Raw genomic sequence first — 15201 nt, 5'->3', positions numbered from 1 at the left:
TCAGTTGTTATTAATGTTATTGCGATGGCTGACCTACCACGCAATACATTCTGTCATAGGCGTTTGCAGTCCCATCTTATGGATCTCGCGCTTAGTTCCGGTTAAAATCCCTCAATCGCGTGCTCGTCGTTGTATGTGACAATAGTCCTCTTGTCATATGCGACGCCGCCTTCCACGGTGTGCTCTCTCCCTACCGACATCAGGTGACGTAACGGTGGTTCTCCATCGGAAAATCCCGACATGACCGCCGTGCCTGCCGCGATGATAAGTTTTAAGGTTAGATATTTTAATCTTGAAATAAATGCGGACTTCGGCCTAGGCTTCCTTAAGGGATCGATAAAGCGATCCTTGGACATCGTGTGATCGGTCTCCTGCGCATGTGCTCTGCCTCCGGTATGAGTGCGCCCGCGCAGGCCGACAAATGTGAAGAACGCCGCAAAAAGCTGGCGCAGCGCAGTCCAATCAGAAAGAGTAAGCGGCGGGGAGTTGCCACAGAAGCGGCCCCCATTGCTCAGACAGATCAGGGAGATGGATCAATGACGACACTGAAGACCATGGCACTGGCCACAGCCGTATCAACACTGGCCTTGGCCGCCGGCGCTGAGACAAAGATCGGTATGATAACGACGCTCTCCGGTGGCGGCGCGGGCCTTGGCGTTGATGTGCGCGACGGCTTCATGCTGGCAATGGAACAGGCGGGCCGCGACGATATCGAAGTGGTGATCGAAGATGACCAGCGCAAACCTGAAAGCGCTGTGCAGATCGCCGATCAGATGATCCAATCGGAAAAGGTCGATATTATGACCGGCATCATCTGGTCGAACCTTGCAATGGCGGTGGTTCCGGCGGCAACGGCACAGGGCGTATTCTATCTGTCGCCCAATGCCGGCCCGTCAGCGCTGGCCGGGAAGCGCTGCCATGAAAACTACTTCAACGTGGCTTGGCAGAATGACAATCTGCATGAGGCGGCGGGCGCCTACGCCAATGATGCGGGCCTGAAAAACAGCTACATTCTCGCCCCGAACTACCCGGCGGGCAAGGATGCATTGACCGGCTACAAACGGATGTATCAGGGCGATCTGGCGGGTGAGACCTACACCAAACTGGGGCAGACTGACTATGCTGCTGAGATTGCGCAGATCCGCGCCTCCGGTGCCGACAGCGTCTATTTCTTCCTGCCGGGCGGTATGGGGATTTCCTTCCTCAAGCAATATGCAGACAGCGGTGTTGATCTGCCGGTGGTTGGCCCGGCCTTTAGCTTTGATCAGGGCATCCTGCAGGCAGTTGGTGGCGCGGCCTTGGGCATCAAGAACACCTCGCAGTGGAACAAGGATCTGGACAACCCGGCCAACACAGCCTTTGTCGCCGCCTTCGAGCAGAAATATGAACGTCTGCCGTCGTTGTATGCAAGCCAGGGTTATGACACCGCGAACCTGATCCTCAGCGCGCTGGACAAGGCAAGTGTCGATGACAAAGAGGCCTTTCGCGCAGCGCTGAAGGCGGCGGAGTTCGAGTCCGTTCGCGGGGATTTCAAATTCGGTGACAACCACCACCCGATCCAGAACATCTATGTCCGTGAAGTCATTCAAGAAGGCGATGTTTTCACCAACAAGATCATCGCAACCGGTCTGGAAAATCACGCGGACGCCTACGCGGCTGAGTGCAAGATGTAAGACCGCATGGGGCGTGCGGGCCGGTGAGAGATCCGGCTCGCATCACCCAATTCCAATTGCTGCGGGGCGTGATGCCTCTGCCTTGGTGGAACTAACTCATGTCCCTCATTCTTATTCTGGAGCAGATCCTGAACGGATTGCAGTTCGGGGTGATGCTCTTTCTCATGGCGGCCGGCCTGACCCTGGTCTTTGGCGTTATGGGGCTGATCAATCTGGCGCATGGTGCGCTTTATATGGTTGGTGCCTTTGCCGCCGCTGTTGTGGCCGCCTGGACCGGCTCTTTTGTCCTGGCCCTGATCGCTAGCCTGGCAGCCGCCGCTGCCGCCGGCGCGCTGGTCGAATTCCTGGTGATCCGGAAACTCTATGACCGGGATCATCTGGATCAGGTGCTGGCCACCTTTGCGCTGATCCTGATCTTCTCGGAGGGCACGCGCTGGGTCTTTGGATCCTTCCCGCTGTTTCTGGATGTGCCGAGTTATCTTTCGGGTCCGATCAGCCTGCCGGGGGGCATTGAATACCCCCTCTATCGTCTGACCATCATTGCCATTGGCCTGGTGGTTGCAGCCGGTTTGTTCTGGCTGATCGCACGCACGCGCATCGGCATCCAGATCCGCGCCGGCGAAAGTGACCGGGAGATGATCGCGGCCCTTGGTGTCGATATTTCAAAGCTTTACACGCTGGTCTTCGCCCTTGGTGCTGCACTGGCCGGATTGGCCGGTGCCTTGGTCGGAGCCATCCAATCGGTGCAGGTTGGCATGGGTGAGCCTGTGTTGATCCTTGCCTTCGTGGTGATTGTCATTGGCGGCATCGGCTCGATTAAGGGCGCCATGGTCGGCGCGCTTTTGGTCGGGCTCACGGACACGCTTGGCGGCGTGTTCCTGCCGCAGATGTTCGCGCTGTTCATGGAACCGGCCAGTGCAACATCCGTCGGGGCATCGCTGGCGTCGATGCTGATTTACATCCTGATGGCGGTCATCCTGCTGGTGCGCCCGTCCGGTCTCTATGGGGGGCAGCACTGATGAACCGTGAAAAACTGTTGAACGCTGCGGTGATCCTGCTGCTGCTCGCGATCCCACTATGGGCGCATATGACAGAGGAGCCGTTTCTGATTACTCTCGCAACGAAGGTGGCCATCCTTGCGCTGGCGGGGGTTGGTCTCAATATTGCACTGGGGATTGGCGGTCTTGTAAGCCTTGGCCATGCGGCATTTTTCGGGATCGGTGGTTATGCGATGGGCATCCTGGCCGCCCATGCGCAGAATTACGAACCACTGGCCGAGTGGCCACTGCTGATCGAAGGCACCAACCAGATGCCGGTGATCTGGCTGGTGGCGGTTGTTGCCAGTGCGCTTGCAGCACTGGTGATCGGCGCGCTGTCGCTGCGCACCTCGGGCGTCTATTTCATCATGATCACCTTGGCCTTTGGTCAGATGCTCTACTACTTTGCCATCAGTTGGTCAGCCTATGGCGGTGAAGACGGGCTATCGATCTGGGTGCGCAATGAGTTTCCGGGTATGAATACGTTGGCTCCGCTGCAGTTTTTCCTGATCTGTTACGCCATTCTCTGTGTCGCGCTGTGGTTTGCCGCCCGACTGGCGCGCGCGCCCTTTGGTCTTGCGCTCTCTGCTGCGCGTCAATGCGAGGCGCGGGTGGAGACGGTTGGCATCACCCCTTACCAGCTGCGTCTGACGGCCTTTGTCATCTCAGGAGCGATCACCGGTCTGGCCGGCGCGCTGTTTGCCGATCTGAATCGTTTTGTCAGCCCCACCATGCTCAGCTGGCACACCAGTGGCGAGATCATGATTTTTGTTATCATCGGCGGCGTCGGACGGCTTTTCGGCCCGGTGATCGGGGCTGCGCTGTTCATTCTGCTGGAGCACCTTCTGGGTGGGATCAGCGATTACTGGCAGATCTATCTGGGCGGGCTGCTGCTTATCATCGTGCTTTACGCCCGTGGCGGCGTGATCGGTGCGATCAGCGGACGGGAGGTGGCCCATGACTGATCCAACGGGCGCAAAGCAGGTTTTGGAGGTCAGGGATCTTAGCAAATCCTTTGGCGCGTTGCAGGCCAGCAAGAACATCTCGCTGGATCTGCGCGCCGGTGAAATCCATGCCTTGATCGGTCCGAACGGTGCCGGAAAATCAACACTTATCAAGCAGATATCCGGGGAACTTCGTCCTGACAGCGGGTCCGTTTCGCTGCTTGGTCACCCGGTGGATGATCTGAGCCGTGTCGCACGAGCCCGGATGGGGCTGGGGCGTACCTTCCAGATCTCAGCCCTCGCGATGGACTTCACGGTATTGCAAAACGCGGTGCTCGGCGCGCTTGGCGCGCGGGGTGGCGTGTTTCGGTTCCTAGGCAATGTGATGCGGGACAAGGCATTGGTGGCGCAGGCGGAACAGGCCTTGGAGCGCGTGGGCCTACTGAGCGACGCAAAGCGGCGGACCGCGGACCTGTCACATGGCCAACGGCGCCAACTGGAGGTGGCGGTGGCGCTGACGCTGCAACCACGGCTGTTCCTGATGGATGAGCCGATGGCAGGCCTTGGGGCAGGTGGATCGCAGGCGCTGACAGGGTTTCTGAACACCCTGCGCCATGAGGCGCCGATCCTTCTGGTGGAGCATGATATGGATGCTGTCTTTGCTTTGGCGGATCGGATCAGCGTGTTGGTTTATGGCGAAGTCATCGCCACCGGCACCACCGATGAGATCCGCAACAACGCAGAGGTGCGACGCGCCTATCTGGGTGAGGAGGAGGCGGTATGACTTTGCTATCTCTAAAAAAAGTTACTGCGTCCTATGGGCCCTCTCAGGCCTTGTTTAGTGTGGAGCTGGACATCGGCGAAGGCGAGGTGGTGGCGCTGATGGGCCGCAACGGCATGGGTAAGTCGACCACGATCAAGACCATCTGCGGCATGTTGCCAGCGAGTGAAGGCACGCTGAATTTCGCAGGAAATGACCTGCGCAAGCTGCCCTCACATAAGATCGCGCGCTTGGGTATCGGGCTGGTGCCTGAGGGCCGTCGATGTTTTGCACCGCTCACGGTCGAGGAAAATCTGAGAGCTGCTGCAAGGCCCGGCCCCTGGGATTTCGCCATGGTCGCAGACCTCTTCCCCCGCTTGGCGGAGCGGCGCGATCAGACCGCGTCTTCTCTCTCCGGAGGGGAGCAACAGATGCTCGCCATTGGTCGTGCGTTGATGATCAACCCGCGTCTGTTGATCCTGGACGAGGCGACCGAAGGCCTCGCTCCCGTGGTGCGTCAGGAAATCTGGGCGGCGATTGCGCGGCTGAAACGCGACAGTGGTCTGTCGATCCTGGTGGTGGACAAAACACTGCGTGAACTCGCCGCCGTGGCGGACCGAGCGGTGATTGTGAACAAGGGCGCGACGGTCTGGACGGGTGCAATGGACGCGCTGACTCCCGAGCTGAAGGACCGCTATCTGGGCGTTTAGACAGGTCCCTGGCTTGGACTCGTGACCCGGCTTTGCTAGGCAGGGCAAAACACTCCCGGCCAAGGAACCCACCATGCCTGCAATCACCCTCTGCATTCCCGCCTATGCTATGGGCGGGGATGGTGCGCGCTACTTGGCGGATTCCTTTGACCATCTCTGCCATCAGAGTTTCAGCGATTTTGATATCGTTGTATCAGATCAATCCGATGATATGGCGGTTGCTGAGGTCTGTCAGACCTATGCCGACCGGCTGACCATCACCCATCTGTGGAACCGCGAGGGGCTGCGACAGGCATCGGCGAATGTGAACAACGCGATAGCCCATGCAACCGGCGATATCATCAAGGTTCTGTTCCAAGATGATTTGATTATAGACCCCAACGGGTTGGCGCACATACATGATGCAATGGGGCAGGGTGCGGACTGGTGTCTCTGCGGCTCTGGCGTTACGCGGGATGGCAGCAGTGTGACCCGTCCGATGCGACCTCGTCTGACGGATCGGATGCATTTTGGCAAGAATACCGTTTCCAGCCCCTCTGTTCTCGCCATGCGCCGTACCTCCGCGATGGAGTTCGACGAAGCCTTGATCTGGCTGATGGATGTGGACCTCTACAAACGTCTGTGGGACGCCTACGGAGATCCGGTGGTGGTGCCCGACACCGTGATCGCCAACCGTATGCATGAGGGGCAGGTCAGCGCGTCTGTCAGCAAGGCGTTGCGGCAGAAAGAGCTGCGATACATGGGCAGAAAATTTGCCAGGACCACCAGTTTTCGCGGCTGGTTGGAATATCTGCGGCAGCGGCTGAAGGCGCTCTAACATCGAAACGTCAGAATACATCTATGGGCAGCCTGAGATGATGCCCATAGGTATTTCAATTACTTATCGGGGCAAGTGAATGTTAAATCGCTCTCGTAAAGCCTGATCCAGAACTGGATCAAATTGTGCCTGCGAGGCTTGGCTCAGGATCTGTTCCTTGCGAGCTATCGCCTTTTCGATGAGGTCGGGTTTGTCCAGTTCAGCCCATTCCTTGGGAGAGGTGCGATCCCCGAATGTGGGATAGACAAAATCCTGCTGCATCCGGCTCAGCGTAGCGTCCGTGCCCAAATAGTGGCCAGTTCCGCTAAGGCAGACTTCAGCGATCTGATCGATGGCAACGGTGTCTTCGCTCACCTCAATACCGCGCACGCAACGCAGCGCCTGGCCGAGCATATCGTCGCTCAGGATCAGCGACTCAAGGCAGAAACCAAGCAGAGAGGCATGCATTCCGGCCGCCTCATACACCATATTGCACCCCGATAGCCCCGCCATCACGTTGGAGCACATCTGCTCCCATCCGGCCTGCATGTCGGGCAGTTTGCTATCAGAGGCGCCAGCGGCGGCGCCGCCCGGCAGGTCATAAAAATGATGCATCTGCGCGCAGCCCGCAGTCAGCAGGGCCTGCTCCCCGGATCCGATCGACATCGCCCCGGTTCGCAGATCAAGCCCGAAAGGCCAGGTGCCAAAGATCGCAGGCGCCCCGGGTTTGACGGCGTTGACGTACACCAGACCGGCGAGGCATTCGGCAACCGCCTGCACAATGGCTCCGGCAATCGTTGATGGTGCGGTGGCGCCGGCCATGCCCGCGGACAGCAAGAGAACCGGCATACCGCCCTTGATGCACAGCTCCATCACCTCGCAGCTTTCGGTGGCAAACTTCATCGGGGGCACAACAAAGCAGTTGGAATTGGACATAAACGGACGCTCGCGCCATTTGTCCTCACCGCCTGCAATCATATGCAGCATTTCCAATGCCGGCGGCACATGGCTCGGCTCGGTAAAGGATGTTCCGATATGTTTCAGCGTGCCAGAGCAGCTCGCGTAGACCGTATTCAGGTCCATTTCCATATTGTCGAGAATATCGCGGCACACCATAGGCCGCTGCAGGAAGTGGACGTTGTCCAATTGGTCGGTGATCCGGGCCGCGTCGTGCAAATCCTGCACGGTTGAATCGCGATATGTCCGGCCATGAACATCAACCACATGGACCGCAGCACCGGCGGTGCCGTAATGCACCCGCGTGCCTGAGAGTTCGAGGTCGTTCTTGCCGTCCCGGCTGAACAGGGTGACCGATCGGTTGGCCTTGGCAATCGTGTCTTCAACCAGGGCACGGGGGAACCGGATACGGCCATCGTCGCCTTCAATGCAGCCCGCAGCTTTCAGATAGGCAACCCCGCTTGGTGGCGCGTCGGCAAGGCCGATCTGCTCCAACGCGTCCAGCGCGGCTTCGTGGATACGTGCAACACCGGCGTCGCTGAGCGGGCGATACAGGCCGCCCTCCAGCCCGGCCCGAACGGGGCGCAGATGGTCGGCGAGGGGGGCTGCGCGGGCAGCACGGCGGGCAGCGCGGCCACCGCTTCGGGACGCACGAGGGGAGTTCGATTGATCTGTCATAAGGTCTCTCTGGGTCTGAAATGGAAGCTGATCGTTTCAGATCCGCCTCGGTCGTCCCCGCGCCGCCCGACCACGGGACGCGCCGATTGTGCGGCCGATCAGACTGATGAACCACCGTTCTCCTGACTGTTTCCCTGGCTGGCTGGCTGCCATGTCACTGCTCCGTTGTCGTCTGTACATCGTTGCACAGAGGGCGACCGATTCTATCTCATTTGCGACTTATGTGAAATTTGCGACCAATATTTCACAACGGAGATGCGCCAACTGCCAAATTCACCTCCGAGCATGATCGGTAAAAATGTATAAATATTAGCGCGTTAAAGGGTGAATTTCGTCTATATTGGTGTTACCAACTGAGGCACTCTGAGAACGCCATCATGCTGAACCCGGTGTTAAGCATTTGCAGAGATACTGGTCGGAGATGGGCAATCACGCGCGCCTGAACGGCGCGCCGTCAAAAAAAGGGCAGTGCCGATGACACCGGCCTTCATTCGCAGCACAGACCATGATCTCTCGGCGCATCGTAAGCAGCGGCGCCGGTGGCTTCGGACAGATGGTAGCGGATCAGCCCGGTGGGCAGCGATTGCAGGCCTCACGGCGGCGGCCCTTGCGGCTGCGCCCGGTTCTGCCGGTGACTGGAGTGGTTTTTTCCTCGGTGCCTCCATGGCGCGCGCGCAGGCCGCGCAATCAGTGCGGGGTTCAGTAAGCGCGTCGGGGCTTCACCTTGGCTATGATCATGATTTTGGTCGCGTGGTGCTGGGCGGGGAGGTCGAGGTTGATCGCAGCGGGCGTGTCCGCTCTGACCTGACGGAGGATCAGACCCGGCGGATCAAACTGCGGGCGGGTTACGATATGGGGGAGACGCTGGGATATGTCACCGTCGGCTCAGCCCGCAATGAAACCGCCACAGATAGCGACAACGGGGCGGTTTATGGCCTTGGGCTCAGCTACTCCCTCAACCGGGCTCTGCGTGTCAGCGGGGAATACCTGCATCAGGACGCAAGCGATGGCGCCGCCGTTCAGACGCCCTCGCGTGATATCCTGTCGATCCGCGCATCTTTTCAGTTCTGACGCCCCCCCTCTCACCATCCGTCAATAGGCGTGGCTGCCGGGATCGACCTCTTGGGGCTAGTGTCCAAACACACCTAGATCTGGCCATCACTTCGCAGCGTCTCATCCATCGTCGCGCGACTGGCGCAATGGGCAGATCAAGAGTTGCATGACGGCCCCGGTTTCAGAAGCCAGATGAGCGGTGGTTGGCCGGTCCGGCAAGGCACCGGCGCGGATTTGCCAATCGGCGATTAGACGCCCGAAATCAATCGGCAGGAACCTGCCTCACGCCCCTATTTTGGGCCAAATAATGCGCAGAAATTCGGAAAAACTCGACGGGGTCTGGAACAAAACCGCTGTCGATCTTCTTTAGGAGGGGCAGACGCGAGAGTAGCGCGTCTTTGAAAAGACACATGTCGAAAGACAGACAAGGAGAAGTCGAGATGACTCGTATCGTATCCATGGCCGCCATCGCCGCCGCCCTGAGCACCCCAGCCTTTGCCGGCAATCTGGAAGAGCCCGTCGTGGCCCCAGCCCCTGCCGCACCGCCCGTCGTGGTTGCCAATGACGGTGGTGATTGGACCGGTGCCTATATCGGTGGCCAAATCGGGCAGCTGGACGCAGACACCAGCAACGGCCTGTCAGGCGATGATGTCTCTTACGGTGTGCACGCTGGCTATAACTATGATTTTGGCCGCTTCGTGCTGGGTGGTGAGATTGACTATGACGCTACAGATGTCGATCTGGGCGGCGGTGCCGCCACTGTGGACTCCGTGATGCGCGGCAAGGTGAAGGCCGGGTATGACTTTGGTCCCGTCCTCGCCTATGTGACTGGCGGTGTGGCGCAGGTCGACACCTCTGTTGGTGATGAAACCGGTGAATTTTACGGTATCGGCGTCGCCTACCGCGTGACCGACCAATGGACTGTCGGTGGTGAAGTGTTGGAGCATGACTTCGATAATCTGGGCAGCTCCGGCATCAGCGCCGATGCGACCACCGTATCGCTGCGGGCTTCCTACCAGTTCTGATTTGCCCCCCAGTGATAACAGCGGCGCGTCCATTTCGATGGGCGCGCCGTTTTGCGTCGGCGTGAGGCTTAAGTCTGAATTGCAGGCTTGGCGGGGCTTTCTTGCTGTGTTATGCCAATCTTATGAACCGGATTTGCAACATTATTACCTGCTGCATTACCTGCTGAAATAGTCAGCGGGCTGGTTTCTGTCGTTCCCTTCTTTTGAACAAGTTGCTAAGCCCGCGCTGCGCGCCGCGTACCTGCGGCACCCGTTGGGAGATTGGCCAGAGGCGCATTGCGCCGCGGTCAGACGAAGGATTTGTGATGACGACGATCAAGCTGCACAACACCCGCACCAGAGGCAAAGAGGTGCTGAACCCGATCAATCCCGACGATGTGCGCCTCTATCTCTGCGGGCCGACAGTCTATGACCGCGCCCATTTGGGCAATGCGCGCCCGGTGGTGGTGTTTGACGTGCTATATCGCCTGTTACGCCACGTCTACGGCACTGATCACGTCACCTATGCGCGCAATTTCACCGATGTGGATGACAAGATCAACGCAACAGCGCTGGCCCGCAAGGAAGCAGGCGCGCCGGGCACGCTGGAAGAGCTGGTGCAGGAGCGGACCGAGGAAACCATCAGTTGGTATCTGGCGGATATGGCTGAACTGGGCGCGCTGGAGCCGGATCATATGCCGCGCGCAACTGCCTATATCCCGCAGATGAGAACGATGATCAAAGAGCTGATCGCCAAGGGCCATGCCTATGCGGACGGCGCCGGTCATGTGCTGTTCTCGGTGAAGAGTTACAAGGATTACGGCGCGCTGTCCGGCCGGTCGGTGGACGATATGATTGCCGGTGCGCGGGTTGAAGTGGCGGATAACAAACGCGATCCGATGGATTTCGTGCTGTGGAAGCCCTCCACCGATGAGCTGCCCGGTTGGGACAGCCCCTGGGGCCGGGGTCGTCCGGGCTGGCATATCGAATGCTCCGCCATGAGCCACAAGCTGTTTGGTGATAGTTTCGACATTCACGGCGGCGGCAACGACCTGATGTTCCCGCATCACGAGAATGAAATTGCGCAAAGCTGCTGTGCCCATCCTGAGGGCGATTTTGCAAAAATCTGGCTGCACAATGAGATGCTGCAGGTCGAAGGAAAGAAGATGTCCAAGTCACTGGGCAACTTTTTCACCGTGCGCGACCTCTTGGATCAGGGGTATCCGGGGGAGGTGATCCGGCTGGTATTTTTGCAAACCCACTATCGCAAGCCGATGGATTGGACCGACAAAAAAGCAAAGGAAGCAGAGGCAACGCTGCGTAAGTGGTATCAGCTTGCGGCAACGGCCCTAGACAATGAAGAACCATATGTTGGGGTGATCAATGCACTATCCGATGATCTAAATACAGCCCAAGCAATTGCCGAATTGCATCAGCTTTCTCATGCCGGAGATGCTGCAAGCATGCGGGCTAGTTTGAAGTTCATGGGTCTTATGGGTGCGGACACTCCAACATGGGCTGCCGGTGAGAACATTGATCTAACCTTATATGAGAGAAAACTATTCGATGCGCGGGAAGTCGCTATGCAGAGTAAGGATTTTTCCGAGGTTGACCGCCTGAAGGCGGCCTTTGTTGCTGCCGGGGTTGAGGTCCGGATGAGTAAGACCGGCGTTGAACTGGTGCCCGGCCCCTCATTCGATGCCAGCAAACTGGACGCGATCTAGCACCAAAACAGACCACTGCCCTCAGAGGTGGGGGCCACCCTCATTTGCCAAGCCATAAGGCCAGCCATGACCAAAGAACGTCTTTACCTCTATGACACCACGCTGCGCGATGGGCAGCAGACCCAGGGTGTGCAGTTCTCGACCATCGAGAAGGTGCAGATTGCGACGGCGCTGGACGGGCTTGGGGTGGACTACATCGAAGGAGGCTGGCCCGGCGCCAATCCGACCGACAGCGGGTTCTTTGACGCAGCCCCCCGGACGCGCGCGACCATGACTGCCTTTGGCATGACCAAACGGGCAGGGCGTTCCGCGGAAAACGACGATGTGCTGGCGGCGGTGTTGAATGCGGGCACAGCGGCGGTCTGTCTGGTCGGCAAAAGCCATGATTATCACGTCACCCATGCGCTGGGGATCACGCTTGAGGAGAACCTCGACAATATCCGGGCCTCCATCGCGCATCTTGTGGCGCAGGGGCGCGAGGCGCTGTTTGATGCCGAACATTTTTTTGACGGCTACAAGGACAACCCGGACTACGCGCTGGCGGCATGCCGCACCGCGCTTGAGGCGGGCGCGCGCTGGGTGGTGCTGTGTGATACCAATGGCGGCACCTTGCCGGGGGACGTGGGGCGGATCGTGGCGGAGGTGATCGCGGCCGGACTGCCGGGGGATCATTTGGGCATTCACACCCATAATGATACCGAAAATGCGGTGGCCTGCTCGCTGGCGGCTGTGGATGCAGGCGCGCGGCAGATCCAAGGCACGCTGAACGGTCTGGGGGAGCGCTGCGGCAATGCCAATCTGACCACACTGATCCCCACACTGCTGCTGAAACACCCCTATGCGGACCAGTTTGACATCGGTGTCAGCCACGAGGGCTTGAGTACGCTGACCGCGCTCAGCCGGATGCTGGATGAGATCCTGAACCGGGTGCCCACGAAACAGGCGGCTTATGTCGGTGCGTCGGCCTTTGCCCATAAGGCCGGGCTGCATGCCAGCGCGATCCTGAAGGATCCCAGCACCTATGAGCATATTGACCCGTCATTGGTGGGCAACGCGCGCATCATTCCCATGTCCAATCAGGCAGGGCAGTCAAACCTGCGCCGTCGCCTTTCGGAGGCGGGCCTGAGTGTTGAGAGCGGTGATCCAGCCCTCGCGCGGATTTTGGAGCGGATCAAGACCCGTGAGGCCGAGGGGTATTCCTATGATACCGCGCAGGCCTCGTTCGAGATCCTGGCGCGCGAGGAGCTGGGGCAGCTTCCAAGCTTCTTCGAGGTGAAGCGCTACAAGGTCACGGTAGAACGGCGCAAAAACAAATACGACCGGATGGTCTCCCTCTCTGAGGCGGTTGTGGTCGTCAAGGTAGATGGGCAGAAGCTGCTGTCGGTGAGTGAATCGCTGGACGAAACGGGCAGCGACCGGGGGCCGGTGAACGCGCTGGCCAAGGCGCTGACCAAGGATCTGGGCCAGTACTCCAAAGCGCTGGATGATATGCGGTTGGTCGACTTCAAGGTGCGGATCACCCAAGGCGGCACCGAGGCGGTGACACGGGTCATTATCGACAGTGAAGATGGCGCAGGGCGGCGCTGGTCCACGGTGGGTGTCAGCGCCAACATAATCGATGCGTCGTTTGAGGCGCTGTTGGATGCGATCCGATGGAAACTGCTACGCGATACCGTTGCCGGGGGCGTTGGCGTCTGATGACGACATTTGATGACGACCTGATTGCCTGCGCCGATCTGGTGCAGAAAGGCGATCCCGACCGGTTTGCCACGGTGATGGCCTCGCCAGTCTCTACGCGCGCCGCCCTGTTTGCGATCTACGCGTTTAATCTGGAATTGGCACGGGCACCCTGGGCCTCAACCGAGGCAATGATTGCCGAAATGCGTGTGCAATGGTGGCGCGACGTCGGCGCCGAGATCGCCGCCGGTGGCCCTGTGCGTCGACATTTTGTCGCGACACCACTGGCCAGGGTGCTGCGGCCTGACCTCGCGGTGCATATTGATGCGATGGCAGAGGCCCGGCGCTGGGACATCTACCGAGATCCGTTTGAAGATGAAGCGGCGCTGGCGGATCACATCGACAAGACCACAGGCTCGCTCATGTGGATGGCAGCGGCGACGCTGGGCGCGCGAAATGAGAGGCTTGTGCGCCGGTTTGCCTATGGCGTCGGGGTCGCCAATTGGCTGCGCGCAATACCCAAATTGGTTGCAGAGAAGCGCGTGCCGCTTCTGGATGGCACCCCCGAGGGAGTACGGGCATTGGCCCAGGATGGCCTCGCGGCGTTGAAAGACGCCCGCGCCAATCGCGGAGCGATGGCGGCATCTTCGCTGCCGGCGCTCCTGCCAGGCTGGCAGGCGGACAAGATCCTGCAACAGGCCGTCGCCGCGCCGCAGCGGGTTGCCGATGACGCCTTGGGAACAAGTGAATTCCGCCGTCGCACCAGCCTGATCTATCGGGTCTCGACCGGGCGCTGGTAGGTTCACTGAGCTTCAGATGGAAAAAAGACGCCGACGGATTTCCGTCTGGCGTCTTTTTCGTTTTTCTGCAGCGGGTTAACCGGAGATCACATGTCACGTACAGCTCGGGGTTTCAACGCAAGCCACAAGAGCGCGCCGCCCGCCAGCACCAAGAAGGGCGCCATCGCCATGTTCACGGCGGTCCAGCCTTCGACCGCACTACCGCCTGAACAGTTCATCAGCCCGCCCGAGGCCAGCGAGGCAAAGGTGACGCCGCCAAAGACCAAGAGATCATTCAGCCCCTGCATCCGGCCGCGCTCATAGCTCTCATGTGCGCCGGCCAGCATGGTGGTTGCACCAATGAAGCCAAAGTTCCAGCCAATGCCCAGCAAGACCAAGGCGACAAAGAAATTTTCCAGATCCACGCCCTGCAGCGCGACAGCCCCGGCTGCGGCAAGAATCACAAGGCCGGCGCCAACAATCTTTTCAACGCCGAACCGCGCAATCAGATGACCGGTAAAGAAGGAAGGCACATACATCGCCAGCACGTGGGCGGTCACCACGTCAGCCGCGCTGCCTTCGGTGAAGCCACAGCCAACAACCGCCAGCGGGGTGGAGGTCATCACCAGGTTCATCAGCGCGTAGGACACCATTGCGCAGATCACGGCCACGGCGATGGTGGGTGTCCGCAGCAGCTCCAGACGGCTGCGTCCCTTGGGCGCGTCCTCGCTGGGCACCGGGGGTTTGGGGATCTTGAGGAACAGAAACAGGATCGCGCCCAGAACATTGACTGCGACCACGGCCATATAGGTGCCGAGGAAGGGGATCACAAAGGCTTGGCTGGTCGCCTTGACGATCTGCGGGCCAATAATGGCTGAGAGCAACCCACCCGCCATTACATAAGAAATTGCCTTGGGTCGAAACGCATCGGACGCGGTGTCAGTGGCGGCAAAGCGGTAAAAGCCCTGCGCGCTCATGTAGATACCGGTCAGAAAACTGCCAAACAGAAAGATGGGGAAGGAACCAAGGTAGAGCCCATAGGCGCCAATGACCCCGCCAAGGGTGCCGCCTGCAGCCCCGACAAAGAATCCAGCCTTGCGCCCGTAACGCTGCATGATCGCGGAGATCGGCGTTGCTGCCAGCATGGAACCGGCGACGATCAGCGAAATCGGCAGGGTCGCGAAACAGGCATTGCTGGCAAGCGATTGACCTGCGAGACCACCAATGGTGAAGATCATCGGCATCTGCGCGCCCAAAAAGGCCTGCGCAAGCACGAGAATGACAACATTGCGTTTGGCGATGCGGTCGTCGGGGAGGGGGAGGCTGTCAGTCATGACAGATGCGTATCCCTGAATATCCGGCAGGGCAAGATTGATGCGGCATCAGTGCGTTATGCGCGCGAAAAAGAC

Annotated in this window: 13 protein-coding genes; 11 read left to right on the top strand and 2 right to left on the bottom strand. The window is 59.4% G+C overall.

Annotation, left to right across the window (positions count from 1 at the left end; translation table 11 throughout):
• Positions 1 to 536: 536 nt before the first annotated feature.
• The 6 genes from J4721_RS05850 (at position 537) to J4721_RS05825 (ending at position 5941) form a co-directional block, all read left to right on the top strand.
• On the top strand, positions 537 to 1673 hold the full coding sequence (locus J4721_RS05850; protein ID WP_014880068.1) for an ABC transporter substrate-binding protein: 1137 nt from the start codon (positions 537 to 539) through the stop codon (positions 1671 to 1673).
• A gap of 98 nt (positions 1674 to 1771) precedes the next feature.
• The gene (locus J4721_RS05845) at positions 1772 to 2692 is read left to right on the top strand and encodes a branched-chain amino acid ABC transporter permease (RefSeq protein WP_014874758.1); all 921 of its coding nucleotides are present in this window, start codon (positions 1772 to 1774) and stop codon (positions 2690 to 2692) included.
• Complete coding sequence (locus J4721_RS05840; protein WP_102849151.1) at positions 2692 to 3675, top strand: branched-chain amino acid ABC transporter permease; 984 nt, start codon at positions 2692 to 2694, stop codon at positions 3673 to 3675. Before J4721_RS05845 ends, J4721_RS05840 begins: the two co-directional genes overlap by 1 nt.
• Positions 3668 to 4438 carry an ABC transporter ATP-binding protein gene (locus J4721_RS05835; protein WP_014874756.1) on the top strand — a complete coding sequence of 257 codons (771 nt, stop codon included), beginning with the start codon at positions 3668 to 3670 and terminating at the stop codon, positions 4436 to 4438. The genes J4721_RS05840 and J4721_RS05835 overlap by 8 nt, the downstream gene beginning before the upstream one ends.
• Entirely contained in the window at positions 4435 to 5124 is a 690-nt protein-coding gene (locus tag J4721_RS05830) for an ABC transporter ATP-binding protein (RefSeq protein WP_211002265.1), read from the top strand. Before J4721_RS05835 ends, J4721_RS05830 begins: the two co-directional genes overlap by 4 nt.
• A gap of 73 nt (positions 5125 to 5197) precedes the next feature.
• On the top strand, positions 5198 to 5941 hold the full coding sequence (locus J4721_RS05825) for a glycosyltransferase family 2 protein (protein ID WP_102888152.1): 744 nt from the start codon (positions 5198 to 5200) through the stop codon (positions 5939 to 5941).
• A gap of 63 nt (positions 5942 to 6004) precedes the next feature.
• On the opposite strand, the gene J4721_RS05820 is transcribed toward J4721_RS05825, so the two are convergent.
• Positions 6005 to 7555 carry a trimethylamine methyltransferase family protein gene (locus J4721_RS05820; protein WP_014880062.1) on the bottom strand — a complete coding sequence of 517 codons (1551 nt, stop codon included), beginning with the start codon at positions 7553 to 7555 and terminating at the stop codon, positions 6005 to 6007.
• A gap of 474 nt (positions 7556 to 8029) precedes the next feature.
• On the opposite strand from J4721_RS05820, the gene J4721_RS05815 reads away from it, so the two are divergent.
• The 5 genes from J4721_RS05815 to J4721_RS05795 all read left to right on the top strand — a co-directional run bounded on the left by J4721_RS05815 (position 8030) and on the right by J4721_RS05795 (position 13813).
• Positions 8030 to 8626 carry an outer membrane protein gene (locus J4721_RS05815; protein WP_014874752.1) on the top strand — a complete coding sequence of 199 codons (597 nt, stop codon included), beginning with the start codon at positions 8030 to 8032 and terminating at the stop codon, positions 8624 to 8626.
• 422 nt (positions 8627 to 9048) lie between these two features.
• Positions 9049 to 9633 (top strand): outer membrane protein, encoded by a 585-nt coding sequence (locus J4721_RS05810; RefSeq protein WP_014874751.1) that lies wholly within the window; start codon positions 9049 to 9051, stop codon positions 9631 to 9633.
• A 305-nt stretch (positions 9634 to 9938) separates the two neighbouring features.
• Positions 9939 to 11336, top strand: a complete 1398-nt coding sequence (cysS, locus tag J4721_RS05805; RefSeq protein ID WP_211002264.1) for a cysteine--tRNA ligase — start codon at positions 9939 to 9941, stop codon at positions 11334 to 11336.
• Between the two features lie 66 nt (positions 11337 to 11402).
• Positions 11403 to 13034 carry a citramalate synthase gene (cimA, locus tag J4721_RS05800; protein WP_211002263.1) on the top strand — a complete coding sequence of 544 codons (1632 nt, stop codon included), beginning with the start codon at positions 11403 to 11405 and terminating at the stop codon, positions 13032 to 13034.
• A complete protein-coding gene (locus J4721_RS05795) occupies positions 13034 to 13813 on the top strand; it encodes a squalene/phytoene synthase family protein (RefSeq protein ID WP_211002262.1) in 780 nt (259 codons plus the stop codon). The genes cimA and J4721_RS05795 overlap by 1 nt, the downstream gene beginning before the upstream one ends.
• Positions 13814 to 13899: 86 nt before the next feature.
• Here J4721_RS05795 and J4721_RS05790 read toward each other — a convergent pair whose 3' ends face one another.
• Complete coding sequence (locus J4721_RS05790) at positions 13900 to 15126, bottom strand: MFS transporter (protein WP_102854668.1); 1227 nt, start codon at positions 15124 to 15126, stop codon at positions 13900 to 13902.
• Positions 15127 to 15201 lie beyond the last annotated feature (75 nt).

It is taken from the genome of Phaeobacter sp. HS011 (genome assembly GCF_018101215.1).
Taxonomy (GTDB): Bacteria; Pseudomonadota; Alphaproteobacteria; order Rhodobacterales; family Rhodobacteraceae; genus Phaeobacter; species Phaeobacter inhibens.
Note: the sequence above shows the minus strand (reverse complement) of the source record. Positions and strands in the feature narration are given on the sequence as shown.

Bases quoted from the DNA above. Each gene is read 5' to 3' on its own strand.
- J4721_RS05850 (WP_014880068.1), top strand. From the start codon at position 537: ATGACGACACTGAAGACCATGGCACTGGCCACAGCCGTATCAACACTG.
- J4721_RS05845 (WP_014874758.1), top strand. From the start codon at position 1,772: ATGTCCCTCATTCTTATTCTGGAGCAGATCCTGAACGGATTGCAGTTC.
- J4721_RS05840 (WP_102849151.1), top strand. From the start codon at position 2,692: ATGAACCGTGAAAAACTGTTGAACGCTGCGGTGATCCTGCTGCTGCTC.
- J4721_RS05835 (WP_014874756.1), top strand. From the start codon at position 3,668: ATGACTGATCCAACGGGCGCAAAGCAGGTTTTGGAGGTCAGGGATCTT.
- J4721_RS05830 (WP_211002265.1), top strand. From the start codon at position 4,435: ATGACTTTGCTATCTCTAAAAAAAGTTACTGCGTCCTATGGGCCCTCT.
- J4721_RS05825 (WP_102888152.1), top strand. From the start codon at position 5,198: ATGCCTGCAATCACCCTCTGCATTCCCGCCTATGCTATGGGCGGGGAT.
- J4721_RS05820 (WP_014880062.1), bottom strand. From the start codon at position 7,555: ATGACAGATCAATCGAACTCCCCTCGTGCGTCCCGAAGCGGTGGCCGC.
- J4721_RS05815 (WP_014874752.1), top strand. From the start codon at position 8,030: ATGACACCGGCCTTCATTCGCAGCACAGACCATGATCTCTCGGCGCAT.
- J4721_RS05810 (WP_014874751.1), top strand. From the start codon at position 9,049: ATGACTCGTATCGTATCCATGGCCGCCATCGCCGCCGCCCTGAGCACC.
- cysS (WP_211002264.1), top strand. From the start codon at position 9,939: ATGACGACGATCAAGCTGCACAACACCCGCACCAGAGGCAAAGAGGTG.
- cimA (WP_211002263.1), top strand. From the start codon at position 11,403: ATGACCAAAGAACGTCTTTACCTCTATGACACCACGCTGCGCGATGGG.
- J4721_RS05795 (WP_211002262.1), top strand. From the start codon at position 13,034: ATGACGACATTTGATGACGACCTGATTGCCTGCGCCGATCTGGTGCAG.
- J4721_RS05790 (WP_102854668.1), bottom strand. From the start codon at position 15,126: ATGACTGACAGCCTCCCCCTCCCCGACGACCGCATCGCCAAACGCAAT.